This window comes from Asticcacaulis sp. W401b (assembly GCF_046503825.1).
GTDB lineage: Bacteria > Pseudomonadota > Alphaproteobacteria > Caulobacterales > Caulobacteraceae > Asticcacaulis.
Map to the genome: position 1 here is coordinate 132,552 of NZ_JBKFEE010000001.1, position 23,297 is coordinate 155,848.

Annotated in this window: 23 protein-coding genes; 6 read left to right on the plus strand and 17 right to left on the minus strand. The window is 60.6% G+C overall.

What is annotated here, in order from left to right; translation table 11 throughout:
• Positions 1-68 precede the first annotated feature (68 nt).
• The gene (locus ACK8OE_RS00535) at positions 69-386 is read right to left on the minus strand and encodes a hypothetical protein (protein WP_126420393.1); all 318 of its coding nucleotides are present in this window, start codon (positions 384-386) and stop codon (positions 69-71) included.
• A 46-nt stretch (positions 387-432) separates the two neighbouring features.
• On the minus strand, positions 433-993 hold the full coding sequence (locus ACK8OE_RS00540) for an HNH endonuclease (RefSeq protein WP_126420394.1): 561 nt from the start codon (positions 991-993) through the stop codon (positions 433-435).
• Between the two features lie 263 nt (positions 994-1,256).
• Here ACK8OE_RS00540 and gluQRS point away from each other — a divergent pair, with 263 nt between their 5' ends.
• Positions 1,257-2,084, plus strand: a complete 828-nt coding sequence (gluQRS, locus tag ACK8OE_RS00545; protein ID WP_410270958.1) for a tRNA glutamyl-Q(34) synthetase GluQRS — start codon at positions 1,257-1,259, stop codon at positions 2,082-2,084.
• Between the two features lie 52 nt (positions 2,085-2,136).
• Here gluQRS and ACK8OE_RS00550 read toward each other — a convergent pair whose 3' ends face one another.
• The 3 genes from ACK8OE_RS00550 to ACK8OE_RS00560 form a co-directional block, all read right to left on the minus strand.
• Complete coding sequence (locus ACK8OE_RS00550) at positions 2,137-2,340, minus strand: cold-shock protein (RefSeq protein ID WP_013478897.1); 204 nt, start codon at positions 2,338-2,340, stop codon at positions 2,137-2,139.
• Positions 2,341-2,666: 326 nt separating this feature from the next.
• Positions 2,667-2,930: a hypothetical protein gene (locus tag ACK8OE_RS00555; protein WP_410270959.1), complete on the minus strand. Its 264-nt coding sequence runs from the start codon at positions 2,928-2,930 to the stop codon at positions 2,667-2,669.
• A gap of 12 nt (positions 2,931-2,942) precedes the next feature.
• Positions 2,943-3,251: a hypothetical protein gene (locus ACK8OE_RS00560; RefSeq protein ID WP_410270960.1), complete on the minus strand. Its 309-nt coding sequence runs from the start codon at positions 3,249-3,251 to the stop codon at positions 2,943-2,945.
• 160 nt (positions 3,252-3,411) lie between these two features.
• Here ACK8OE_RS00560 and ACK8OE_RS00565 point away from each other — a divergent pair, with 160 nt between their 5' ends.
• Positions 3,412-4,488: an alpha/beta hydrolase fold domain-containing protein gene (locus ACK8OE_RS00565; RefSeq protein ID WP_410270961.1), complete on the plus strand. Its 1,077-nt coding sequence runs from the start codon at positions 3,412-3,414 to the stop codon at positions 4,486-4,488.
• Positions 4,489-4,758: 270 nt separating this feature from the next.
• Here the strand turns inward: ACK8OE_RS00565 and ACK8OE_RS00570 are convergent, their stop codons facing one another.
• On the minus strand, positions 4,759-6,360 hold the full coding sequence (locus ACK8OE_RS00570) for an AbgT family transporter (protein ID WP_410270962.1): 1,602 nt from the start codon (positions 6,358-6,360) through the stop codon (positions 4,759-4,761).
• A gap of 266 nt (positions 6,361-6,626) precedes the next feature.
• On the opposite strand from ACK8OE_RS00570, the gene ACK8OE_RS00575 reads away from it, so the two are divergent.
• Entirely contained in the window at positions 6,627-7,037 is a 411-nt protein-coding gene (locus tag ACK8OE_RS00575; RefSeq protein WP_410270963.1) for an RcnB family protein, read from the plus strand.
• Between the two features lie 45 nt (positions 7,038-7,082).
• Here ACK8OE_RS00575 and dxs read toward each other — a convergent pair whose 3' ends face one another.
• From dxs to ACK8OE_RS00620, 9 genes are all read right to left on the minus strand, one after another.
• Positions 7,083-9,008 (minus strand): 1-deoxy-D-xylulose-5-phosphate synthase, encoded by a 1,926-nt coding sequence (gene dxs / locus ACK8OE_RS00580; protein WP_410270964.1) that lies wholly within the window; start codon positions 9,006-9,008, stop codon positions 7,083-7,085.
• A 118-nt stretch (positions 9,009-9,126) separates the two neighbouring features.
• Complete coding sequence (locus ACK8OE_RS00585) at positions 9,127-9,786, minus strand: hypothetical protein (RefSeq protein WP_410270965.1); 660 nt, start codon at positions 9,784-9,786, stop codon at positions 9,127-9,129.
• 17 nt (positions 9,787-9,803) lie between these two features.
• Positions 9,804-10,712 (minus strand): polyprenyl synthetase family protein, encoded by a 909-nt coding sequence (locus tag ACK8OE_RS00590; RefSeq protein WP_172961221.1) that lies wholly within the window; start codon positions 10,710-10,712, stop codon positions 9,804-9,806.
• A gap of 4 nt (positions 10,713-10,716) precedes the next feature.
• Positions 10,717-10,956, minus strand: coding sequence for an exodeoxyribonuclease VII small subunit (locus tag ACK8OE_RS00595; protein ID WP_410270966.1), 240 nt, complete (start codon positions 10,954-10,956; stop codon positions 10,717-10,719).
• A 59-nt stretch (positions 10,957-11,015) separates the two neighbouring features.
• Positions 11,016-11,618: a histidine phosphatase family protein gene (locus ACK8OE_RS00600; RefSeq protein ID WP_410270967.1), complete on the minus strand. Its 603-nt coding sequence runs from the start codon at positions 11,616-11,618 to the stop codon at positions 11,016-11,018.
• A 274-nt stretch (positions 11,619-11,892) separates the two neighbouring features.
• Positions 11,893-13,125 carry a class I SAM-dependent methyltransferase gene (locus ACK8OE_RS00605; protein ID WP_410270968.1) on the minus strand — a complete coding sequence of 411 codons (1,233 nt, stop codon included), beginning with the start codon at positions 13,123-13,125 and terminating at the stop codon, positions 11,893-11,895.
• A gap of 55 nt (positions 13,126-13,180) precedes the next feature.
• Positions 13,181-13,606 carry a DUF2177 family protein gene (locus ACK8OE_RS00610; protein ID WP_410270969.1) on the minus strand — a complete coding sequence of 142 codons (426 nt, stop codon included), beginning with the start codon at positions 13,604-13,606 and terminating at the stop codon, positions 13,181-13,183.
• Between the two features lie 29 nt (positions 13,607-13,635).
• Entirely contained in the window at positions 13,636-14,289 is a 654-nt protein-coding gene (locus tag ACK8OE_RS00615) for a ChrR family anti-sigma-E factor (RefSeq protein WP_410270970.1), read from the minus strand.
• Positions 14,286-14,924, minus strand: coding sequence for a sigma-70 family RNA polymerase sigma factor (locus ACK8OE_RS00620; RefSeq protein WP_410270971.1), 639 nt, complete (start codon positions 14,922-14,924; stop codon positions 14,286-14,288). The genes ACK8OE_RS00615 and ACK8OE_RS00620 overlap by 4 nt, the downstream gene beginning before the upstream one ends.
• 294 nt (positions 14,925-15,218) lie before the next feature.
• On the opposite strand from ACK8OE_RS00620, the gene ACK8OE_RS00625 reads away from it, so the two are divergent.
• Together ACK8OE_RS00625 and ACK8OE_RS00630 are read left to right on the plus strand one after the other, a co-directional pair.
• Positions 15,219-16,598 (plus strand): NAD(P)/FAD-dependent oxidoreductase, encoded by a 1,380-nt coding sequence (locus tag ACK8OE_RS00625; RefSeq protein WP_410270972.1) that lies wholly within the window; start codon positions 15,219-15,221, stop codon positions 16,596-16,598.
• Positions 16,595-17,434, plus strand: a complete 840-nt coding sequence (locus ACK8OE_RS00630) for a DUF1365 domain-containing protein (RefSeq protein ID WP_410270973.1) — start codon at positions 16,595-16,597, stop codon at positions 17,432-17,434. The genes ACK8OE_RS00625 and ACK8OE_RS00630 overlap by 4 nt, the downstream gene beginning before the upstream one ends.
• 102 nt (positions 17,435-17,536) lie before the next feature.
• Here ACK8OE_RS00630 and ACK8OE_RS00635 read toward each other — a convergent pair whose 3' ends face one another.
• Both ACK8OE_RS00635 and ACK8OE_RS00640 read right to left on the minus strand, forming a co-directional pair.
• Positions 17,537-20,410 (minus strand): TIM-barrel domain-containing protein, encoded by a 2,874-nt coding sequence (locus ACK8OE_RS00635; RefSeq protein WP_410270974.1) that lies wholly within the window; start codon positions 20,408-20,410, stop codon positions 17,537-17,539.
• A gap of 139 nt (positions 20,411-20,549) precedes the next feature.
• The gene (locus ACK8OE_RS00640) at positions 20,550-22,211 is read right to left on the minus strand and encodes a DUF5597 domain-containing protein (RefSeq protein ID WP_410270975.1); all 1,662 of its coding nucleotides are present in this window, start codon (positions 22,209-22,211) and stop codon (positions 20,550-20,552) included.
• A 376-nt stretch (positions 22,212-22,587) separates the two neighbouring features.
• On the opposite strand from ACK8OE_RS00640, the gene ACK8OE_RS00645 reads away from it, so the two are divergent.
• Positions 22,588-23,295 (plus strand): FadR/GntR family transcriptional regulator, encoded by a 708-nt coding sequence (locus tag ACK8OE_RS00645; protein WP_410270976.1) that lies wholly within the window; start codon positions 22,588-22,590, stop codon positions 23,293-23,295.
• Positions 23,296-23,297 lie beyond the last annotated feature (2 nt).

Sequence of the window (23,297 nt, forward strand, 5' to 3'; positions counted from 1 at the left end):
GCTTAGCAGGAATTCGCGTGCTTGCCTATCTACTCGCCGTTATTCCCAGACGACCGTGACGCCTGCCCTCAGAAGCTCTCAAAATCCTCGGACAGGCGCATATGTTCGATGATCGTTTCGCGCGCCTCATCATCAGCGTGCGACAGGTCAAGCACCGCATCACCGGAATCGAGCACCCGCAGGGACAGCACCTCACCCATATAGGCAAAGCGCGGTATCTTGGGCCCAAACAGGCGCTCACGCCGCGCCTCAACCTGCACGTCCAGCGTTCGGGCTAACGCCGCCTCGATGGGTTTCAACGGCACCAGGGTCTGACCCTTGTCACGGGGAAAGCGTATCACACCGAAATTCCGGCGATCCAACTCAAAGCGCACGCGCTGCGACATGTCTTAATCAGCCCGAAGAATACCCATATACGCCCCTCAGCCCCCGTCAGGGTTCGAGCAGCGTATCCCAATACAGGTAATCTACCCAACTTTCGTGAAGATAGTGAGGCGGAAAACGCCGTCCCAGCTCCTGAAGCTGATACATTGTCGGGCGGTGTGGACTTTTGGCCAGTGCCATCTGTGCCTGTTGGGGTGTTTTTCCCCCTTTACGCAAGTTACAGGGGGCGCAGGCGGTGATGATATTGGTCCAGGTGGACTTGCCGCCCTGCGAAACCGGCAGCACATGGTCAAAGGTGAGGTCGTGGCGGCAGCCGCAATACTGACAACTGAACTGATCACGCAGGAAGACATTATAGCGCGTGAAGGCCGGCGGCCGGTTCTGGTCGATATAGGTCTTGAGGCTGATGACGCTGGGCAAACGCATAGTCATCGAGGGCGAGCGGATTTCGACATCGTAGGTCGAAACCACATCGACGCGGCCTTCGAATACCGCCTTGACGACATCCTGCCACGGGCGGGTCGAAAGCGGGTAATAGGAGAGCGGCCTGAAATCGGCATTCAGGACCAGGGCCCGCCAGTCAGAGGGCGGATTTTTTAGGACCTGCATGGACGCCTCCATGCGATCGGGGATGCAACGGGATAATCGTACCGGAAGACCGAACTCCTTCTTGCTGAGAAGCTTATCCACAAGCTCAGTAAGAACCCGATTCCGCAAAAAGAAAACAGTGAACTTTGCATGACAGGGACATTTAAGAGTCGCGCATCCTGTCCCAAAAACCGCTGCACACTTTTTGGGATGCGCTTATAAGAGTCGCGCATCCTGTCCCAAAAACCGCTGCACACTTTTTGGGATGCGCTTATAAGTCCCCCATGACCTACCGCACCCGTTTTGCCCCCTCGCCGACCGGCTACCTGCATCTGGGTCACGCCTATGCGGCCCTGATGGCGTTTGAGGCGGCGCGTCAGGCGGGCGGGGAGTGCCTGTTGCGGATCGAAGACATAGACCGCACGCGCTGCCGACCGGAATACGAGACTGCGATTTATGAAGACCTGCGCGGGCTGGGGCTGGCGTGGCCTGAGCCGGTTCTGCGGCAATCCGATCATCTGGCCGACTATGAGGCGGCGCTGGAGAGTTTGCGGGCACGCGGGCTGGTCTATGCCTGTTACAAGACGCGCAAGGAACTGGCGCAGGCGGCGCAGGGCGCCCCGCAGGAAGGGGATGCTGTAGCGGAGAATGGACCAGCTGAGCGCGAACCCTCATGGCGTCTGTCCTTGGCGGCGGCGCGCGAAGCGCTGGGCGCAAAGTGGGACCGCCTGGGTTTTGTCGAAACCGGTCAGGGGCCCAACGGCGAAACCGGCCCGCAGAGGGCACAGCCTGAGGTAAATGGCGATGTGGTGTTGGGGCGCAAGGATATCGGCGTCGCCTACCATCTGGCGGTGGTTATCGACGATGCGCGGCAAGGTGTTACGCACATCCACCGTGGCCACGACCTGTTTGCCGCCACCCACACGCAGGTTCTGCTGCAAGGTTTGCTGGGTTTACCGACGCCCGTCTATCGCCATCACGCCTTGCTACTCGACGATCAGGGAAGACGACTTGCAAAACGCAAGGGGTCAAAAAGCCTGCGCGATTACCGCATTGGGGGAATGGATGCCGAGGCGATCAAGGCCCTGATCGCGGCGACACCGAAGGTGTAAAAAAGCCGCCCCGCGAACGGGACGGCTTTGTGTAGCAGCTGAAACCACTGAATTACAGCAGTTGCAGATTGACAGCGGCGGTCTTGCCGCGCTCGGTCTGAAGCTCGTAGGAGAGCTTCTGACCGTCCGCCAGCCCTTGCAGGCCCGCGCGCTGAACAGCGGTGATGTGGACAAAGACGTCGTTACCGCCTTCGGCCGGTTGAATAAAACCAAAACCCTTGGTGGCATTGAACCACTTAACCGTACCTTCGGCCATGTGCTCTCCTTAGTCAAAAGCAGTATCGAGGTGTTCGGGAGCAAATCTCCCCACAATCGTCGGTCTCGGTAGCGCAGTTTGAGTTCAGGAAAACAGGAAATCCCGTCTCCGAGCAGTCAGCAGCCAGATCACGAATTGCGACAGAGAGTAAGACGCAGCTTTTGAGAGCGGTCAAATAAAAATCCCATATAGACCGCTCTCTGCGGCAATAAATCATCGTTACCGAATTGTGATCCCAAAGTTCATTATTAATACTTACTGTGACTGAGCCGAAGTTGCTTGTTCAGTCAGGGTATTATTGTGCCAGATGCAACGACCCGGCGGGCTCAGTCGTAACCTTCGGGATAGGGCACGTCCGGCCGGTCATCGGCATAGGCCTTGCGGCTCAGCTGCCAGCGCTTGTCACCCGTGCGATCCTGATAGCGCCAGAGTTCATAGAGAAGAAGAGTCTGAAGATCACGCCCGGTCAGCAACCCGACATCCCATTCGCGAAACGCCTTCCAACGCCCGGCTACGTAAAACTTGGTTTTCAGACCGTGCCCCATCCACAACGGCCCCGTCAGCGCATAGCGTTTTCGCAGGAAGCGCACCTCAACCTCTGATCAAGACTTTCCAAAGCCCGTTGTAAAGCCCCTGATCCAGATACGGCGACTGTTGAACATCATCAGGCGACGCCCCAGACGCGCGAACACAGACAGCCACCACAGTCCCCACACCCTGATCAGGTAGCGCAGACACAGGAGAAGAAGCGGCAGGGTCACGATACCGCCGAAAACAAGGCCCGTCTCCCATTGCCCGCTTTGCCGCCACCTCTGCACGGCCTCCCACCACAGCCCGCCACTGAGAAAGAGGCCCCAGCCGCAAAACAAGGACACCGCAATGAGGTTCAGGCCTCCCAGCAAGGACACCACACCGTTGCCCCACAGCGTCGTGACCCGGTTCCGCCGCCGGTAAAACCGCGGCCTGGTATTGTAAAAATCCCCCCGACGCATGGCCCCTCGCTCCGCCGTCTTGCTGTTCCGACTGATCCGACCTAACACTGTGGCAAACCTCTGTCTATTCAGGTCACCCATGCGTTTGTCGCCACCCCGTCAATCCGTCCTGAGACGCCTGCTTCTGCGTCAGGTGTTGCGCCTGCCGTTTGCCGTGCTGAAATTCCTCTCCGGCGGCGGCATTGTGCACGTGGACGGGCGCACGCTCGACACCCAGATCACTTTTCTGTGGAAGACCTTTTTCGCGCGTCAGGATCAGCGCACGCCGCTCAGCCTTGTCGGCACCTCGGTCGAAGGGGCGCGGGAAGACTGGCAGGAGGCGGCGGCCCTGATGAGCGCGGGGTCTGAGGTGCGGGTTAAGGTCGAAGCCGCCGGTGATGGCGGGCTGGTCAACGGCCAACTGATCCGGCCACAACGCATAGACCACAATTCCCCGCTGCTGGTGCTGTTCCACGACGGCGGCGGTGTGCTGGGTGGGCCGGAGCTGAGCCTCGCCTTTGCCAGCCTGCTGGCGCATGAGGCGCGTTGTCCGGTGTTTTTACCCGCCTACCGACTGGCCCCCGAGCACCGCTTTCCGGCGGGGTATGACGACGCGCGCCTGGCCTGGGAGTGGGCGCTGGCCAATCTGAGCCGTTTAGGCGCGACCTCGGGTCAGGCGGCCATCGGCGGCATCGGCATGGGCGGCAACATGGCGGCGCGCCTGTGTCTGGATCTGCGACGTGATTTCAAGCCCTTGCCCGTGGCGCAGCTGTTGGTCACCCCCCTGCTCGACCTCGCAGACCCGGACCTGAAAACGAGCCGCTTCGCCCGAAGCTGGCCGATCAGCGCCGCCGATCTTGATATCATGATCGGCCACTATGCCGGCGCGGGCACGGGCCTGAGCGATGTCGCCCTGTCGCCGCTACGCGAGGAGGTGATCAATGGTCAGCCCAGGACCCTGATCGTCTCCGGCGGGCTTGATCCACTGGCGGCTCAGGCCGAACGCTATGCGCGGCGTTTGATGGAGGGCCGCACGCACACCCTCTATCGCCGCTACGACACAATGCCTCTGGGCTTTCCGCTGTTTGCCGGGGTGGTCGATCACGCTCAGGCCGCCGTGCGCGATATGGCGGCGCTGTGGAGTGAACTGACCACGGACACCGCTAACGAGCCATAACAGGGCCTGCTTGGGTGGCCGCATTTTTGAAGAACCACAGATTGCACAGATTACGCAGATGACGCACAAAGTGCGTCCATGAGAAAAGACACAGACCCGAAAGCGCCCGCCTGATAAAAATAATCTGTGAAATCTGTGAAATCTGTGGTTTCAAATCTTTATAGCGAAATGACTTTGAGCAGAATCGCCATTTCGCTATAAGTTATTGTTATATTGCGATTTTTTTTGCGGAAAACCGCTCACACTTTCCCGCACATCGCTCTTTGAAACCTACCCCGCCGGGGTGTAGTGCACCTGTGCGCCCGGCCCCAGCGGCAGGTCCAGCGCCACCCAGGCCGCCGTCAGGCCGATCCCCGCCACCATAAAGCTCAGCGCATAGGGCAGCATCAGGGCGAGCAACGACCCTACCCCCATGCTCTTATCCCACCGGCGCGTGAAGGCCAGAATCAGCGGGAAATAGGACATCAGCGGCGTCATGATATTGGTATAGCTGTCGCCCATGCGGTAGGCCGCCGTGGTCATTTCCGGCGAAATACCGACCAGCATGAACATCGGCACCACCACGGGGGCGAGCGCCGACCACTTGGCCGAGGCCGAGCCGATAAACAGGTCGAGTATCGACGAGAACAGCAACACGCTGACCAGAAGCAGCGGAGCGGGCAAATCCCACGCCTTGAGGATTTCGGCCCCATTGATGGCGGTGATCGGCCCCAGCCGTGACCAGTTGAACATGGCGACAAAGTGCGCGGCGAAGAAGGCAAAGACCAGATAGGGGGCCAGCGAGCGAATCCCCTCGCCCATCATCTTCACCACGTCGTTGTCGGATTTGATGGTCCCTGCCGCCGTCCCGAAAGCGATAGCCGTGGTGATAAACAGCAGGAAGAAGCCGGCGATCAGGGCGGCATAGAAGGGCTGAAGCTGCGCCGGGCCCGTGGCGTCTTCGTTGATCAGCGGGGTATAGCCGGGCCACAGGGCCAGAGCCGCGAACCCGGCGACGACCAGCACCGCGACGATCCCGGCGCGTTTCAGGCCTTTTGTCTCAGCGGGTGTGATTTCGGACTTGGCCAGTTCGGCCTGAAGTTCGGTGTCCGGCGAACCGCCCCATTTGCCCAGACGAGGTTCGACCACCTTGTCGGTGATAAACCACGCCACCGGGGTGAACAGGCCGACAATGGCGAGGATGAACCACCAGTTGCCGAGCGGGTTCATCGTCCATGCCGGGTCGATGATGCGGGCAGCCTCCTGCGTGAAGCCGAACAGCAACACGTCGATCTGCCCCGGTGTGATATTGCCGGCATAGCCGCCCGACACAGCGGCAAAGGCCGCGGCGATCCCCACCAGCGGGTGCCTGCCGACCGAGGCATAGATCAGCCCGGCCAGAGGGATAAACACCACATAGGCCGCATCGGACGCATGGTGCGACACTATGCCGGTGATGATCACGCACGGGGTCAGGATGGCGCGCGGGGCATTGCGCAGCGAGGAGCGGATCAGCGCCGAAAACAGGCCTGAGCGTTCGGCCACGGCGGCCCCATACATGATCACGACCACGACGCCCAGTGGCGCAAAACCGGTCAGGGTCTTGGGCATATCAACCAGCAGCCGCCCGATATTTTCGGCGGTAAACAGGCTGGTCGCCGTATAGGTCACCACACCGTTGTCGAGCGTCGCCCAGTGCGGGGCTTCCTCGCCGCTATAGGGGATGGAGGCCGACCAGCCGAAATGCGCGCCGATGGTCGAAAGCACCATCAGCCCAAGGATCAGCCAGACGAAGATCATCACCGGGTCAGGCAGCAGATTGCCGGCCTTTTCGACCAGCCCCAGAAAACCTTTGGATCGCCGTATGGCGTCTTGCGATTGCGGCTCGGTCACCCTGCGCGTCCTTTTACTGTAAAAGTCAGGTTAGCGAAGCTTTTACGTCTGTAAACCGGGGCCAGGGCGTGCAATCGATGGCAATTCACAAAAAACAAAAATGAGATAAGGACAGAGATGCTTTGCGAGCATCACTCAACGTCCCCTCACGTCTTCATCTTAATGACGTGGCGACTGAATACACTCGCCACATATCCGTTCATGCGCGGTTCAGGCAGGCAGGATTAGTCTGTGAGCATAGGGATGGGGCAAGACAGGAGACCGTTATGAAACGCATAATGACTACGTCCTTGCTGGCTATGATGGCTGGCTCCCTGCTGATGGCCGACGTCGCGGCGGCGCATCCGCGTGACCACGACCGCCATGATCGACACGATCGCTACGAGCGTTATGACCGCTACGATCGCTACGATCGCTATGACGACCGGCGCGGGCGTTACGACTCGTACCGCAGCTATGACCGCGGCCGCCACTATGGCTGGCGTGAGCGCTCAGACTGGCGGCGCGGTGGTTATGTCGCCTATCGCGACTGGGATCGCGGCTATGCCATAGATTACCGCCGCCACCGCCACCTCTACGCGCCGCCGCGCGGTTATGAGTGGCGTCAGGTCGATGACCGCTACGTGCTGGCGGCCGTGGCCACGGGCCTGATCGCTGCGATTGTGCTCAGCAATTAAGGCATTGAACGAGAAACGGCGCTCCAACAGGGCGCCGTTTCTTTTTTAACCCTGAACCGCCGCCCTGGCGATATCGGCCTCGCTGAACCCCAGCGCCTTCATGACCGAAGCCGCAATGCCCTGCGCGTCAAGGCCCGCATCGGCGTACATTTTTTCCGGCTTGTCATGGTCCTGGAAGCGGTCCGGAAGGGTCAGGGTGCGGATTTTCAGACCGTTATCCAGCGCACCTTCGGCCGCCAGATAGTGCAGCACAAAGGCCCCGAAACCGCCCATAGCGCCTTCTTCGACCGTGATCAGGCATTCGTGATGGCGCGCCAGTTGCAAGATCAATTCCTTATCCAGAGGCTTGGCAAAGCGCGCATCGGCCACCGTGGTCGAAAGCCCGCGCGCCCCCAAAAGATCGGCGGCCTTCAAAGCCTCCGGCAGGCGTGCCCCCAGCGACAGGATAGCCACTTTTGAGCCTTCGCGAACGATGCGCCCGCGCCCGATAGCCAGGGTTTCCGGCACGGCCGGGATTTCAACGCCCATGCCTTCACCGCGCGGGTATCTGAACGCCGAAGGGCCATCATCATAGGCGGTGGCCGTGGCGATCATGCGCGCCAGTTCCGCCTCATCCGAAGCGGCCATGATCATCATACCGGGCAGCGTCCCCAGATAGCCGATATCGAACGTTCCGGCGTGGGTCGCCCCGTCGGCCCCGACCAAGCCGGCGCGGTCGATGGCAAAGCGCACGGGCAGGTCCTGAAGCGCCACATCATGCGCCACCTGATCATAGCCGCGTTGCAGGAAGGTCGAATAGAGCGCGCAAAACGGCTTCATGCCATCCGCCGCCAGACCGGCGGCAAAGGTCACGGCGTGCTGTTCGGCAATGCCCACATCGTAGCACCGCGTGGGAAACACCTCGGCAAAGCGGTCAAGCCCCGTGCCCGACGGCATGGCAGCGGTGATGGCCACCACCTTCGGGTCGATCTGCGCCTGCTTGATCAGCTCGGCGGCAAAGACTTCGGTATAGCTGGGGGCATTGGCCTTGGGCTTGGCCTGTTCACCGGTGATGACGTCGAACTTGGCCACGCCGTGATACTTGTCAGAGGCGGCCTCGGCGGGGGCGTAGCCCTTGCCCTTTTGCGTCACCACGTGCACCAGCACCGGGCGGTCGGTGATGTCGCGCACGCGCTTTAAGACCGACAAAAGATTGTCCATGTCGTGCCCGTCGATGGGCCCGACGTAATAAAAACCCAGTTCCTCAAAGAAGGTGCCGCCGGTCACATAGGTGCGCGAAAACTCCTCGCCCTTGCGCACCATCTCAAAGAGCGGACGCGGCAGGCGTTCGGCCACGCTCTTGCCGAAGCGGCGCACCGCCTGATAGGCGCCGCCGGAGACCAGATTGGCCAGATAGGCGCTCATGCCGCCCACCGGCGGCGCAATCGACATGTCGTTATCGTTGAGGATAACCGTCAGATTCTTCGTGGTTTCGGCGGCATTGTTCATCGCCTCATAGGCCATGCCGGCCGACATCGAGCCATCACCGATGACCGCCACGACCTTATTCGTTTCGCCCTTATGGTCGCGCGCCGCGCAAAAACCCAGCGCCGCCGAAATCGAGGTCGCCGCGTGCGCTGCACCGAACGGATCATAGGGGCTTTCCGAGCGCTTGGTGAAGCCGCTGAGGCCGCCGCCTTGACGCAGGGTGCGGATACGCTCGCGCCGCCCGGTCAGAATCTTGTGCGGATAGCACTGATGCCCGACGTCCCAGATCAGAATATCGCGTGGCGTTTCAAACACATGGTGCAGCGCCACGGTCAGTTCGACCACACCCAGCGCTGAGCCCAGATGCCCGCCCGTCTTAGACACCACATCAATGGTTTCGGCGCGCACCTCATCGGCCAGCGTCTTCAACTCAGCGGCAGACAGATGGCGGATCGCTTCCGGGACCGTCAGCGTGTCCAGGACCGGCGTTTCGGGTTGGGGCATAAGCGGTGCACTCACAGGCCGGATCAGAACCGGCAATGGTTTTGTTCGTCTCTAGCGTAACCGACATAAAACTGCGGCAAGGTTTTGTCCAGCGGAAGGCTTATATGTCCGCCGTGATTTACGCTTCTGGAGAACAAGTCATCGCCATCAGGTCACTGGTATCTGCGATTTGTTTATCAAGCCATTTCTGGTCGTTATCCATGAGTGCGCTTTCCTCTGGCGTCAGCAGGTCTGCATCAATAGATAAAGACTCCTTCAAGACCCGCTGAAGCCCCATTAGCGCCGTCAATGACTGAAGAGACGCCTGACAAACCTTCTTCCGATCTTTTGTCTCCATTGCCGCCTCTAACGCTTTGATGGAGGCCTGATAATCGTCCCGGAAGCGTTGACCATCAGCAAAAATCTGCGCCTCGCGCCCCTTGTTTTCGGCCCGACGGCAGGCGCGTTTTTGCGCAGTGATGTAGTTTTCGCGCAAACGAGACATAACCGAAAGATCATCATTCAAAACAGAGACATCACTACCTTTGGCTTTAAGCTGATCCGTATTCGCTTTCAGCTTCGTCTCGGCTTCCTGAATTTTAACCAGATCACGTCCGGCATCCGCGCAGGTTTTGGCATAGTCTGTCGACGTGAAATCTGCGTTGTCTTCAATAAGCGCTGACAAAAAACTTTCAAATTCGCTGTGCGATTGCTCAACGCTGAGAACCGGCGGCGCCGCTTCCGCCGAAGCCGCCATAACCACAATAGCGACTAAGCCGATCACCCAATTTTTCACCATCCCCCACCTCTTCAGTATCAACTCTGCCGTTTCAGCACAAAATCCACGCTGTCGCGCAAGATGTCGGCATCGGTCCCGAAAATATCCAGCCGCGCCTTGCACTGTTCGGACAGGAGCCGCACCCGCGCCTTGGCCTCATCCAGCCCCAGAAGCGTGACGAAGTTGGTCTTGCCCTTGGCCGCGTCCTTGCCGCCCGCCGCCTTGCCCAGCAGATCGGGATCGCCTTCGACATCCAGAAGATCATCAGCAATCTGATAGGCCAGCCCCAGATCCTGCGCGAAATGGATCAGGGCATTGGCCTCCTTCTCCGGAGCATCGGCAATAATGATCGGAATTTCAAAAGCATGAACGATCAGCGCGCCGGTCTTCATACGCTGCATCCGCGCCACGCCGCCCAGATCGTCTGACACGCCGATCAGGTCGATCATCTGACCGCCGGCCATGCCCTGCGCGCCCGACGCCAGAGCCAGCCGCGAGATCAGTTCCACCCGCACGCGCGGGTCTTCGTGGGTGTCTTCGGAGGCCAGAATCTCAAACGCCACGGTCTGAAGCGCATCCCCGGCCAGCACCGCCGTCGCCTCATCATAGGCGCGATGCACGGTCAGTTGCCCGCGGCGGATATCGTCGTCATCCATGCACGGCAGGTCGTCGTGCACCAGCGAATAGGCATGAATACATTCCAGCGCGCACGCTGCGCGCAGCACGGCCTGCGCATCGGCATCGAACAGACGCCCGGTTTCGAGCGCAAAAAACGGCCGCAGACGCTTACCCGGCCCCAAAGCCGCGTAGCGCATGGCCTCGGTCAGGCGCGATTCAAACCCTTCGGCGCGCGGCAAAAGCTCATCGAGCGCCATCGTCACCAGATCGGCGGTCTCCTGCATCCGTTCATGCAGCGGCGGCAGGTCGGAATTGGCGGCGACCGGCATCACCTCAGTTGAACTCCGCCGGGGCCGTGCCTTCGACCTGACCGGTCTTGGACAGGGTGACTTTTTCGACCTGAAGGCGGGCGGCCTCAAGGCGGTCTTCGCACAGGGCCTTCAACGCCGCACCGCGTTTATAGAGTTCGAGAGACTTCTCCAGCGGGGCCTGACCGGACTCAAGCTCTGCCACGATGCGCTCAAGCTGGGCCAGCGCCTCTTCGAAGGACAGGGTCTCGGCGGGTTCGGTCATGATAGGCCTTTCGTTACGCAATCAGGTTACGGAGGGGGGCGGCGTTGAGCAAGGGCTGCTCAGGCGCGTCGCTCATAGCGGCGGCAGCCCCAGTACTTAAACCCCTGCTCGCAGGTTTGGCTATAGCCTAATTTTCCCAATTCGAGCGAAATCATCCAGTTGAAATAGCCGTGCGCCAGAAGCAGCACGTCTTCACCGGTCTGCGCCTTGTCGTGCAGCAGGCGCGCGGCTTGCGCGGCGCGGGCCTCGGCCTGTTTGCGCGTTTCTTCGCCCGCATGGTGGTTGAACGCCCACCACCAGAAGCGCGAAATCCCGCCCCAGTATTTGGGCGAAAAGGTCAGGAAGGTCGGGAAATTGGGCGGCGGCAGCGGCGCTTCGATAAACAGATCGAGCGATTCAAACGGCTTGCCTTTACAGACAGCGCGCGCCGTTTCGATGGAGCGTTGCAGGGTCGAGGAATAGACAAAGCCCGCTTCCTCGGCCCATTTGACCAGTTGCGGCGGCGGAATCTGGCCTTCGAGCAGACCGGCCAGCGTATAGCGCCCCCACCAGTCGCGATAGCCCGCCGCCGTCAGCTTGACGCGCCGCGACAGGGCCGGTTCACCGTGCCGCACGAGGGTAATCGCCCCGTTTCGCTTCTGCGCTGTGCCGCCCTTGGCCAAACCGCTGCCTCTCTAATACCAACGGACGAAGATGCTGACGCATCCGGCCGTTAAAAAGCTCGCGAATGTCCTATATGTATCAAAGGCATAAGACATTCGCGAAACGAATACCCAGAGTCATTTTCAATGACACCGGGTATAACAGGAATCGCAAACGATTCCGGCTCCGTTTCAGTGAGAGGTTTGGTAGCCCGCCGCATGGGGGGAGACAAGTGATTAAATTCACCCTGCACAGGCAGTGGCGGGCGCAGGGGGACGCCACCGTGCCGGTTGGTCAGGCCTTCTGAAGCGCGAAATGCACGACGTCGGTGCGCTCGGTGCGGAACCCCGCTTCACAATAGGCGAGATAAAACAGCCACATCTTGCGGAAGGCTTCATCGAAGCCGCTGATGCGCCCCTCAGCCCAGGCCGCATCGAAGCGACGCGCCCACATATTGAGCGTGCGGGCATAGTCGTGGCCGAACGACGGATCCGACAGGACCGACAGGCCGGCCTTGCCGCTGTGGCTGCGCAGCTTTGACGGCGACGGCAACATGCCGCCGGGGAAGATATAGCGCTGGATGAAGTCCGGGCGCTGACGGTAATCCTCGAACAGTTCATCGCGGATCGTAATGATTTGCAACGCCGCCTTGCCGCCCGGCTTGAGGCAGTCCGACACCTTGCGGAAATAGGTGTCCCAGTATTCCATCCCCACCGCCTCGAACATCTCGATGGAGACGATGGCGTCGTATTGGCCCGTCACATCGCGGTAGTCGAGTAATTTGATTTCGACCTGATCAGACAGGCCCAGCCGCTGCATACGCGCGACCGCATAGTCGTGCTGCGACGGTGAAATGGTCAGGCAGGTGGCCCTGGCGCCCAGTTTCGCCGCGTATTCGGCAAAGCCGCCCCAGCCGCAGCCGATTTCCAGCACGTGCTGCCCCGGCTTGAGATCGACCAGCCGCGCCAGCGCCGCATACTTGGCCGTCTGCGCGCGCTCAAGGTCTTCGGTGCCTTTGAACAGGGCGGACGAATAGGTCATGGTGGCGTCCAGCCACTGCGAATAGAAGGCATTACCCAGATCATAGTGGGCAAAGATGTTGCGCCGCGACCCTTCCTTGGTGTTGCGATTGAAGCTGTGCAGCAGACGGCTCATCATCTGCATGAACGGATTGCCGATAAAGAAGCGCGTCAGGCGATCGATATTCAGCGTGAAGACTTCGAGCAGGTCCGGCAGGTCGGGCGTATCCCACTCCCCGGCGACGTAACCGTCGGCGAAACCGACATCACCGGCCGACAGCACGCGGCGCAGAAAGCGGAAATCATTGACTTTCAACACACCGTGCGGGCCGGGCTCCCTCCCGCGGATTTCAAACGGTGTACCGTTCGGCAGGATGATGTCGAGATTGCCGCGGTGCCAGTTATGGCGCAGCGTCTTGAGCGGCTGCCGCAGGGCCTTCGGCACCACGTGCAAATCGGCGCTTTTGGCTACGAAATGGGGTCCAAGGGATGTCGAGGTGCTGGACATAGGGCCGCCTCCGTCTGAGTTTTTTATTATAATGAAAACGCGCGCTGCAAAAAATCTATATCTTGAGCAGCCGCCCGGCAAACACGACCAGATGCGATGCGACGGTCGTCAGAACCGCCCCCCAGATCATGTCGATCACAACCAGTTTGAGGGACCAGTCGCGGATCACGGCCACCGCCGTCAGATTATAGGTGCCATAGGCCATCAGCCCCAGCAGCGCCGCGCTGATCGTCAGTGACCAGCCGGCGGGCAGGCCATGCACCGGCAACTGTCCCGACAGGGCCGGGAAGGTCAGAAACCACGTCACCCCCAAGCCGTAAAGGAGATAGAAGGCCACCGCCGCCACCATATTGATGCGCGTGGCCATCAGATCGCCCATCAACGGCTTGTACAACGGACCGGCGGTGAGGCTCAGCCACACGGTATCAATCACCGCAAAAGCGATCAGGGTCAGGACGAGCGCGCTCAGAAACATCTTCATGCCTCACCTTCAGCAATGGGGGGGTCGGATCAGATACGCGCGAAAGGCTGCAACAGTTTACCCAGAAGCGTCTTTGGCGCTATGGGCGCGTTCGCCGCGATCAGGCACAGGCAATCGTCCGCCGCAATCAGGGGCGAATGGTGATCGCCTTCGTCGCACGACACGCAGTCGCCGGGGTGATAGGCCCCGCGGTCATCGCTGAAACAGCCGGTCAGGACCAGAGTCATCTCCAGCCCCTGATGGTCGTGGACCGGCATCTGCATCCCGCCCTTGACGTGCATCAGATAGGTCAGGCCGCGCCCGTCTTTCGGGGCATCGAGGTGCGCCATCCACACGCCCGGCGCGCCCCAGTAGCGCGGCTTGAAGGCCGCCGCGCGCACGGATTCCGGCAGGTCGATACCCTTGAGATAGGCAGGCAATTCCGGCGCAACGCGCGGTTCAGGGACCTCTTCGGGACGCTCGATACGCGCCAGCGCCAGCTCCAGCGCGTCATCGGCCATATCGACCGGCACGATGTCTTCGAGCATGGACGCACCGATGGCGTCGAACAGGCGCAGCGACGTGCGGCAATGCGCGCACATTTCCAGATGCGTTTCGACCAGCAGGGACTGACCGGCGTTCAGACGGCCACGGTGATAGCCGAGCAGGATAACCTCATCGAGGTGGTGATTAATGGACGTCATACGCTTTTACTTTCAGCACGGGTTTCAAAGGCCGCCCGCAGCCGCAGAAGCGCCAGCCGAAGACGTGATTTCACGGTCCCCAGAGGGATGGAGAGGGCCTGCGCGATGTCGCCATGCGACAGGTCCTCAAAAAACGACAGCCGCACCACTTCGCGCTGCTCCGGCGACAGGGTCTGCATCAGGGCGCCAATCGTCTTGGCGTCCTGCACCCCGATCAGGTGCGTATCCGGGGCCTGTTCCGGTTCCGGGGCCCACAGGTCCTCCGGCAGGGTCTGGGCGCGCTTTTGCTTGCGCACGCCGTCGATATGCAGGTTGCGCGCGATGGAATAGATCCAAGTCGTCGCCGACGCCTTGGACGGGTCAAAGTAGGAGGCCTTGCGCCACACATTGAGCAGGGCATCCTGCGCCAGGTCCTCGGCTTCGATGGCGGTCAGGCCGCGCCCCATCATGAAGGCCTTGAGTTTGGGCGCGTATTGACTGAACAATTGCGCATAGGCCGCACGGTCACGCCCTTCGGCGATGCGTAAAATCAGGGCTTCGGGCACACCCATGGGACGCCCTCCCCGGCTCAGGCCAGTCTCTGCGACGATCATGCGCGCAGAAGACCCGATTAAATCGTCGCGGTCAAAGGACATTTGAGGCCGCCCGTAAAGAGTCGATGTGGACTTGGCTGTGGTCATGTGGCTTCTACGCCGCAGCCACAGGTTTGGATTATACCAAAAGGCAGCGAAGGTGACTTTTGGTATTCGCTGCGCGCCTGCCTCATGTAGCCCGTACATATGAGGCAGGCGCGTAGTCTCAACGGCCGGAGGCGGTCAGCCCCTTTGGCCGTTGATATTATAAAGCATGTCATTTCCGGAAAATCAGATAGGCTGATCCAGCGCCCGACTCCCGGCGTAAGCGTCTTTATATTAGCAAGGACATAAAGAATGTACGACGCCAGCCGCGCCACCCCGGACGCTTCCCGCCGCCCCCGTATCGCCATTGTGGGCACAGGGATTTCCGGCCTATCCGCCGCCTGGCACCTTCATCCGCACGCCGACATCACGGTGTTTGAAAAAGAAGACCGCCCCGGCGGCCACAGCCACAGCGTCAATATCGGCAGCCCCGAAACCCCGCTGTGGGTCGATATGGGCTTCATCGTCTTCAACACGCCCTGCTACCCCAATCTGACGGCCCTGCTCGACTATATCGGCGCGCCGCATCAATCTTCGGACATGTCGTTCGGCGTTTCTATCGACAAGGGACGGCTGGAATACGCCTCGGTGTCTCTGGCCGGGCTTTTGGCGCAATGGGGCAATGTGGTGCGCCCGCGCTTCCTGCGCCTGATGTGGGATCTGGTGCGCTTCTACAAGACCGCCCCGCTCGATCACAAGGCGCGTCAGGATGAGAAGCTGACACTGGGCGCGTATCTGATCAGCCGGCGCTATTCACGGGCGTTTATCGAGGACCATCTGGTGCCGCAGGCCGCCGCCATCTGGTCCACCTCCGCCGCCGAAGTGATGGACTATCCGTTCCGCGCCTTCATGACCTTCTTTGAAAACCACGGCCTGCTGAAGCTCAATCTGGCCGAACGCATCCAATGGCGCACCGTCACCGGCGGCTCGCAGGCCTATGTCGAGCGCCTGACCTCCCCGTTCAGACACCGCATCCGCACCGGCTGTGGCATCGCGAAGGCCGAACGCTACGCCGAGGGCGTCACTCTGACCGATACGCACGGCGAGGTTCATCACTTCGATGAAGTGGTGTTCGCCACCCACGCCCACGACACTTTGCGTATCTTGGGCGACAATGCCACACCGCAGGAAGCTAAGGTGCTGTCGGCCTTCCGCTACACCGACAACGAAGTGGTGATGCACACCGACGCCAGCCTGATGCCGCGCCGCCGCCACGCCTGGGCCAGTTGGAACTATATCGGCCGCAAGGATGAGATGACGGCAGGGCGTATGCTGTGCGTCACCTACTGGATGAACCTGCTGCAAAACCTGCCGGGTCTGGACGTGTTCGTGACGCTCAACCCCGTAACACCAATCGCCGAAGACAAGGTGATCAAGCGCATGATGTTCGACCACCCCCTGTTCGATCAGGCCGCCATCGCCGCCCAGACGCAGTTGGGAGCCTTACAGGGCGTCAACCGCGTCTGGTTCTGCGGGGCCTATTTCGGCGCGGGCTTCCATGAGGACGGCCTGCAATCGGGTCTGGCAGTTGCCGAGGCCATCAGTGGCGTTTCGCGCCCGTGGGCCTTCGACTGGAGCCGCTCGCGCATCTTCTGGCAACCGGCCCGCGCCCAACTGGAGGCGGCGGAATGATGCGCCCGGCCCTCTATGCCGGCCCCGTCATGCACCACCGCTTTGCGCCCAAGGTGCACCATCTGGAATATTCGGTGTTTCAGATCCTGTTCGATCTCGACCAACTCGACCAAAGCCTCAAACCCTTAAAGACGCTCGGCCTCAACCGTTTTAATCTACTGGGCTTTTACGAGCGTGACCACGGTCCGGTCCGGGGCGACACGGCCACGCCGCTGCGTGAACGGATCATTGCCTTTCTGACGCCTCAGGGCCTTTATGAGCCCGGTGACCGGTTGTTCCTGCTGGCCATGCCGCGCGTTATGGGCTTCGTCTTCAACCCGATCAGCCTCTATTTCGTCGAAAAGGCCGATGGCGACCTGCGCGCCGTGGTCTATCAGGTCAACAACACCTTCGGCGACCGCCATTGCTACGTCCTGCCGGTGCAGGACAAGGGCCGCCTGCATCAGGCAGCGGACAAGCGGCTGCACGTCTCGCCGTTCATGGATATGGACATGGCCTACAGCTTCGATCTGACGCCGCCGGAAGCGCGCTTTGGCCTGCGTATTTTACTGGAGCAGGTGCGCCCCGAAGGCCGCGAAAAGATGCTGGTGGCGAGCTTTAATGCCCAACGCGAGGCGCTGAACGACCGCGTGCTGATGAAATACTTCCTAACCATGCCGCTGATGACCTTAAAGGTCGTGTGGGGTATCCACTGGGAAGCGCTGAAAATCTGGCTCAAGGGCGTCAAATACCGCCCCGGCCCCAAACAGGCCCCGGACGTGTTCAGCGTGGGAGAGGCTCTGCCGTCTTACGCCCCCGGCGTGCCGGGAGAGGTGGCACCGCGCGAAGCGCGGTGACGGAGGGGCTTAGCGGCTGATCAGCCGCGTTTCAGGTTCCACCACCGCGTCCTGCGGCAGCGGTCCTCCCCGGCAAGCCGGGGAGGTATAAGGAACGGAGACCTAAGGCCGCTTCACCTTCACCGCATTGCCCGAATAGGCGACGCTGATGGCCGGAGCGTCGAAGTCGGTCGTCTTGTCGCCCGCCTTCAGGAAGCGCACCTTGAAGGTCCGCGCCGCCACCATCTTGTCGTACTGGCCCGTGCGCGCCCCGATGGTCAGTTCGCCGGTCTTGTCATTATAGCTGAACGGGATGCGGGTGAACTTGCCCTTCTCATAGCCATTCGACACGCCATCGTCTTCATAGAGGCTGTAGCGGCCATCGGCACCCGTATAGACATTGATCGTCAGCGGCGCGTCCGGCTTTTCATCGACATACTGCATGACCGGACCCATTGGCAGGATTGCCCCCGCCCTGACGAACAGCGGCAACTGATCGAGCGGCGCCGCGACGGTCTGCGTCTGACCGCCCTTCACCATCTCGCCCGAATAGGCGTTGTACCAATTGGTTCCCGCCGGGAAATAGACGCTGCGTGAGGTGGCCTGATACGTGGTGACCGGCGCAACGAGGATCGACTTACCGAACATATAGGCGTCCTTGACGTCCTTCCCCCGGGCATCCATCGGGAAGTCCAGCGCAAAGCCGCGCATGATCGGGGCCGACTCGTAATGGGCGTCCGCGGCCGCCGAATAGATGTACGGCATCAGGCGGTAACGCAGCTCAAGGAACCACACCATATTGGCGCGCATGGGCGAACCCGGCGGCGAGATTTCATGGATTTCGCGCTTCACCCCTTCGCCGTGCGAGCGGAACAGCGGCGAGAAGGCCCCGAACTGCCACCAGCGCTGGTTCAGCTCACGCCATTCCTTCAGGTCCTCAGCCGTACCCGTGCCACCAGCGGCGCGGTTTTCCTGAAGCGCCCCGACATCCTTGCCCTGAAAGCGCGTTTCCTGCGCATAGCCGCCGATATCGTGCGTCCAGTTGGGCACGCCGGAGAAGCCGGTCTGCACGCCCGCCGAAATCTGATCGTACAGATTGTCCCAGGTGCCGACGACATCACCCGACCACAGGGCGGCGGCGTTACGCTGCACGCCGGCAAAGCCCGAACGGGTCAGGATGAACTGACGCTTGTCCGGCTGATCGGCTTTGAGGCCCTCATAGACGGCCTGAGAACTCATGGTCGAATAGGCATTGTGGACCAGCGCGCCCGGCCCCATCTGGGTCGGGGTGATCAGCTCGGCAAACTCCTCCGGGCTGGTATTGGAGCGCACGTCCGGCTCAGTATTGTCCATCCACCAGGCGTCAAAGCCGTACTTGGCCAGACCTTCCTTCATCTGGCGGTAATAGATGTCGCGCGCTTCCTGATTATAGGGCGAATAGTGGCTGTTGAGATAGCCCGGCCCCACCCAGTCCTTAGCACCCAGTTCGACATTGCGGCGCCACATATAGCCCTTGGCGTCCAGCTCCTTATAGTTGTCGGTATTGGGATAGAACTTGCCCCAGATCGAAATCATGATGCGGGCGTTCTGCTTGTGCACCTCATCGACCAGCTTTTGCGGATCAGGGAAGCGTACGGGATCGAACTTGTGGCTGCCCCACTGGTCTTCGGGCCAGTAGAACCAGTCCTGCACGATATTGTCGATCGGCCACTTGTTGTCGCGATAGGTCTTGAGCACCCCCAGAAGCTGATCCTGCGTCTCGTAGCGCTGGCGCGACTGCCAGAAGCCATAGGCCCATTTCGGCATCATCGGCGGCTTGCCGGTGACGGTGTGATAACCGGAAATGACGCCTTCAAGGCTGTCGGCAGAGATGAAATAGTACGTCAGGCCCGTGCCCGCCTCAGAGGTGAAGCGCAGCGAGTGCTTGTCCGCCGCCGGTTCCGGGTTGGAATGGTGCAGCGAGATCAGGCCGCCCGCCGGCAGCCACTCGACCTGAAGCTTCACCGGCTTGTTCTTGGCGAAGGTCTGCTCGAAATTGTTGTACCAGGCGTTCCAGCCCATACGCCAGATGCCGTGATCAAAGATCGTCTTGCCATCGACCTTCATCGTCACATAGTCAGAGGCAAACAGGCGCATCTTATGCACGCCCGGCGTGTCCGAGGTGGCCGAACCTTCCCAGACGACCTTAACTTTTTTGCCCGTCGTGGCCGCCTTGCTCAGCGCCGGATCGGTCGGCCAGTACTTATCGACATCGCTCAGGAACTGATAGCGGATGTCAGGCTCAACGCGCGTCAGGATCAGCTTGTCATCGACATAGTATTTGGCGGTCAGGCCCGTGGAGCCATCGAGCGCCGTCAGTTTCAGATCGCGGCTGGCCAGACCGAAGCGCACCGGATTGCCAAAGCGCGTGACCGAATTGTTGTCCCACAGCACGCCGTAATTCTTGTCCGACACCACGAAGGGGATGCCGATATCCATATTGTGCTGGCGCAGCTCGATGTCTTCGCCATTGAGGTTCATCTGGGCGTTCTGGTGCTGCCCCAGACCGTAGAAGGCCTCGGTCGTGCCGGGGTTGAACTGGGCGCTGGTGGCCACATAGGACTTACCCTCAACCGTCACCGGGGTGATGGCGCTCTTGACTTCTTTCAGCACCGGCTGGCCCTTGACGTTGAAGAAGGTCAGGCGGCCGGTCGTCAGGTCCACCTGCGCCGAGGCGGCGGCGGCCTTAAGGGTGACCGTACCCTTGCCGTCGGACACGGTGAACTTGCCGTCCGGCTTGGCGACGGCCATCAGCGACGGCAGTTGTTCGCGCGCCGGGTCATCGACGCCGACCACCTGAATGATCGAGTCGCTGATGACATTGAGGCGGATTTCCTTCGCCGTGCCGGTATCCGGCCTGACCACAATGCCTGTATCGGTGCGGCTGTAGGTCCCGGCCAGCGCCGTGGAGGCCATCAGGGCGACGACCAGCGTCGAGGCGTAGATATAGGGTTTCATCTGTTTTCTCCCGAATATCTCTTCTCCCTTGAGGGAGAAGGTGGCGTGTCAGCGCCGGATGAGGGGGCATGCAGGACGACCTGTGCGTCCCCTCACCCCGACCCTCCCTCTGCGTGAACGAGAGAGAGGAGGTTCATTATCAATAGGTGGCCAGCTTGACCTTGAGCACGGCCGGCTGGCCGGTCAGGTTCAGGCCGTAGTCGGTCTGGTCGCCATTCCACACGAAATCGACGACCCACTGGCCGTTTTCAAAGTGCCCCTGCTCGACCGAACGGAAGATCAGGTTCTTGCCTTTGTTCTTGGGGCCCAGCCCGAAATTCAGGCGGGCGTGGACGCCGGTGACCAGAAATTCGTCTTCGGACAACTGCGCCACGACCACACCGCCATTGGGCTTTTCACGCCCCGGCACGGGGTCGATCTTGCCCAGCCACGTCCATTCAGTCAGACCGAACTGCCACTCACCATAGAGCACGTCGAGCGTCCACTTACCGCCCAGGTCGATCTTTTGCGGCTTGCGGTCATCGGCCTCAGCCACGCCCCAGACGGGGTTTTCATAGGCGATCTTCGCCCAGTCGCGCATCATCGGCGCAAATAGGGCGTACTTTTCCCGAAACGGTTTCAGGCCTTCCGGCGACATGTCCTTGCCGCCCAGCGGGTAGTTGGTATAGCCCGTATAGTCGATACCAAACGGCGCAAAGCCAATGCCGCCGCGGCCGAAGACACTGAAAATATAGCGGGCAAATTCGGTATCCGAACCCGTTTCGGGCACAAACAGCGGATTCTCGAACTTCGAATAGAGGTTCAGCACCGCCTCGTAATTGGCCGAGTCGCGCTTATAGATATCGGGCGCGATGATATCTATGGCCGGGGCCGCCGCCTGATAGATGTCGATGACATTGTGGGTCGGCCCGCCCGACGAATAGGTCTCAGGCCCCACCTCGATCAGTGGCTCACGCAGCGCCGCATTGACGTACATGGGGAGGTCATAGACGGCGCGACCGGCGGCCGCGATCTCGTTGATATAGCTGGCGATATGCCAGGCGTGGAAATATTCGTCGGCGTGTTTGCCGAACACCTCGCTCCACGTGCCGCCCTTGCTGAGCCCCTTCTTTTTGAGCAGCGCCTGCGGCACCGGCCCCTTGAAGACCTTTTCCGCCTTGGGCGAATAGTCGCGCACGCTGCCATAGGTGCCGGACTCGTTCTGCGGCTGGATCATGATGACCGTGTGCTGGTCGCCGTCGATCTTTTTCAGGTGCGTCATCAGGGCGACAAAAGCCTTCTTGTCGGCCTCCAGCGTCGTGCGCTCCATCGGCGACAGGCAATAGGACAGGGTCCCGTCTTTTTTGGTGATCCGCGGGAAGCGCCTGTTATCAAGCTTCACCCAGTCCGGCGTATAGTTGGGCGAGGTGTTTTTCCACGTCCCGAACCACAACAGCACCAGACGCACATTGTTCTGACGCGCCTGCTTCACCAGTTCATCGACGTAGGAGAAGTCGAACTGACCTTCCTTCGGTTCGATCTGCTCCCAGGCCACCGGAATTTCCAGCGTATTGGCCTGGATCTCCTTGATCGCCGGCCACACCTTGGGCAGTTGCGCCACGTAGTTGGACGAATTATTGGCCTGCGCCCCCAGAATGAGGTACGGCGCGCCATCGACCATCAACGCCGACTTGCCGTTCTTTTTGACCACCTGCGGCAGAGGCTTGTTTTGCGCCCATGCCTCAACGGCGGGCACAAGACACAGGGCCGCGCTGACCACAGCGGCGGACATCAACAGACGGCGCGATACTCTTAAACCCATGCACGGCTCCCCTGACTGACCGATGCGACGCACCGGCGCTTATGACGGACACACGGTCCGCGTCTGAACTTCGCTTGAGGGATAAAACAGCCGCCCGCCTTTTTTAGACGGTGCGTCTGCACCGCACTGTTCCCTCGCAACAGACACCGCTCCTGAAAAGGCGGCATTTTTTATTATACAATTGTCTTAATCATCCTCGCCTTAGGGCGCAAGGTCAAAAATGATAACGCTATCATTTTCAATCGTTTTCACATCGACTTCACGTGTGGATGAGCGTCCTTGATGTCTTATTTGTCATTTAAGCTGGACAAGCGGCGGAAATATCGGTGATTACTCATCCTATAACAAGACTCAGACATGCCTACAGGCCCCTTATATGCGTACGCAGCACGGCGTCAGCCTCACCTACGGACTTCTGGAAACCCTCGGCCAATCGATTGTTTCCGGCCATTATGACGGCAGCGGTTTTCCGACCGAGGCGGAACTGTGCCAGCAGTTTTCAGCCAGCCGCACCGTCGCACGTGAGGCGGTGAAGATGCTGACGGCCAAGGGCCTGTTGAGCGCGCGCCCGCGTCAGGGCACCAAGGTCGAACCGGTCAGCCGCTGGAACCTGCTCGATCCGGATGTCACCCGCTGGCTGATGGAGCGCCCCTTTTCCAACACCATCTACCGCGAATTTACCGAGGTGCGTCTGGCTATCGAGCCGGTCGCCGCCGCCCTGGCCGCGCAGCACGCCGACCGTAAGGACATCAAGGCCATCCGCGACGGCCTGAACGGTATGCGCGACCACGCCGCCGAACACGATCAGGCGCTGGCCGCCGATATCGAATTCCACGTCGCCATCCTGCGCGCGTCGGGCAACCCCTTCTTCTGGCAGCTCCGCGAACTGATCAATACGGCGCTGCGCCTGTCGATCGGCGTCACCAACAAGATTTCCGGCCACACCGCCTCCATCCCGGCGCACGAAGCCGTGCTGATCGCCATTGAAAAGGGCGATCCCGACGGGGCCCTGCACGCCATGCGCGCCATCCTGCTGGAATCGCTGGAACTGATCAAAACCTACGATCCGGCGGTCGGAGAATAGCC

Bases quoted from the DNA above. Each gene is read 5' to 3' on its own strand.
- ACK8OE_RS00535 (WP_126420393.1), bottom strand. From the start codon at position 386: ATGTCGCAGCGCGTGCGCTTTGAGTTGGATCGCCGGAATTTCGGTGTG.
- ACK8OE_RS00540 (WP_126420394.1), bottom strand. From the start codon at position 993: ATGCAGGTCCTAAAAAATCCGCCCTCTGACTGGCGGGCCCTGGTCCTG.
- gluQRS (WP_410270958.1), top strand. From the start codon at position 1,257: ATGACCTACCGCACCCGTTTTGCCCCCTCGCCGACCGGCTACCTGCAT.
- ACK8OE_RS00550 (WP_013478897.1), bottom strand. From the start codon at position 2,340: ATGGCCGAAGGTACGGTTAAGTGGTTCAATGCCACCAAGGGTTTTGGT.
- ACK8OE_RS00565 (WP_410270961.1), top strand. From the start codon at position 3,412: ATGCGTTTGTCGCCACCCCGTCAATCCGTCCTGAGACGCCTGCTTCTG.
- ACK8OE_RS00575 (WP_410270963.1), top strand. From the start codon at position 6,627: ATGAAACGCATAATGACTACGTCCTTGCTGGCTATGATGGCTGGCTCC.
- dxs (WP_410270964.1), bottom strand. From the start codon at position 9,008: ATGCCCCAACCCGAAACGCCGGTCCTGGACACGCTGACGGTCCCGGAA.
- ACK8OE_RS00585 (WP_410270965.1), bottom strand. From the start codon at position 9,786: ATGGTGAAAAATTGGGTGATCGGCTTAGTCGCTATTGTGGTTATGGCG.
- ACK8OE_RS00590 (WP_172961221.1), bottom strand. From the start codon at position 10,712: ATGCCGGTCGCCGCCAATTCCGACCTGCCGCCGCTGCATGAACGGATG.
- ACK8OE_RS00595 (WP_410270966.1), bottom strand. From the start codon at position 10,956: ATGACCGAACCCGCCGAGACCCTGTCCTTCGAAGAGGCGCTGGCCCAG.
- ACK8OE_RS00605 (WP_410270968.1), bottom strand. From the start codon at position 13,125: ATGTCCAGCACCTCGACATCCCTTGGACCCCATTTCGTAGCCAAAAGC.
- ACK8OE_RS00610 (WP_410270969.1), bottom strand. From the start codon at position 13,606: ATGAAGATGTTTCTGAGCGCGCTCGTCCTGACCCTGATCGCTTTTGCG.
- ACK8OE_RS00615 (WP_410270970.1), bottom strand. From the start codon at position 14,289: ATGACGTCCATTAATCACCACCTCGATGAGGTTATCCTGCTCGGCTAT.
- ACK8OE_RS00620 (WP_410270971.1), bottom strand. From the start codon at position 14,924: ATGTCCTTTGACCGCGACGATTTAATCGGGTCTTCTGCGCGCATGATC.
- ACK8OE_RS00625 (WP_410270972.1), top strand. From the start codon at position 15,219: ATGTACGACGCCAGCCGCGCCACCCCGGACGCTTCCCGCCGCCCCCGT.
- ACK8OE_RS00630 (WP_410270973.1), top strand. From the start codon at position 16,595: ATGATGCGCCCGGCCCTCTATGCCGGCCCCGTCATGCACCACCGCTTT.
- ACK8OE_RS00635 (WP_410270974.1), bottom strand. From the start codon at position 20,410: ATGAAACCCTATATCTACGCCTCGACGCTGGTCGTCGCCCTGATGGCC.
- ACK8OE_RS00640 (WP_410270975.1), bottom strand. From the start codon at position 22,211: ATGGGTTTAAGAGTATCGCGCCGTCTGTTGATGTCCGCCGCTGTGGTC.
- ACK8OE_RS00645 (WP_410270976.1), top strand. From the start codon at position 22,588: ATGCGTACGCAGCACGGCGTCAGCCTCACCTACGGACTTCTGGAAACC.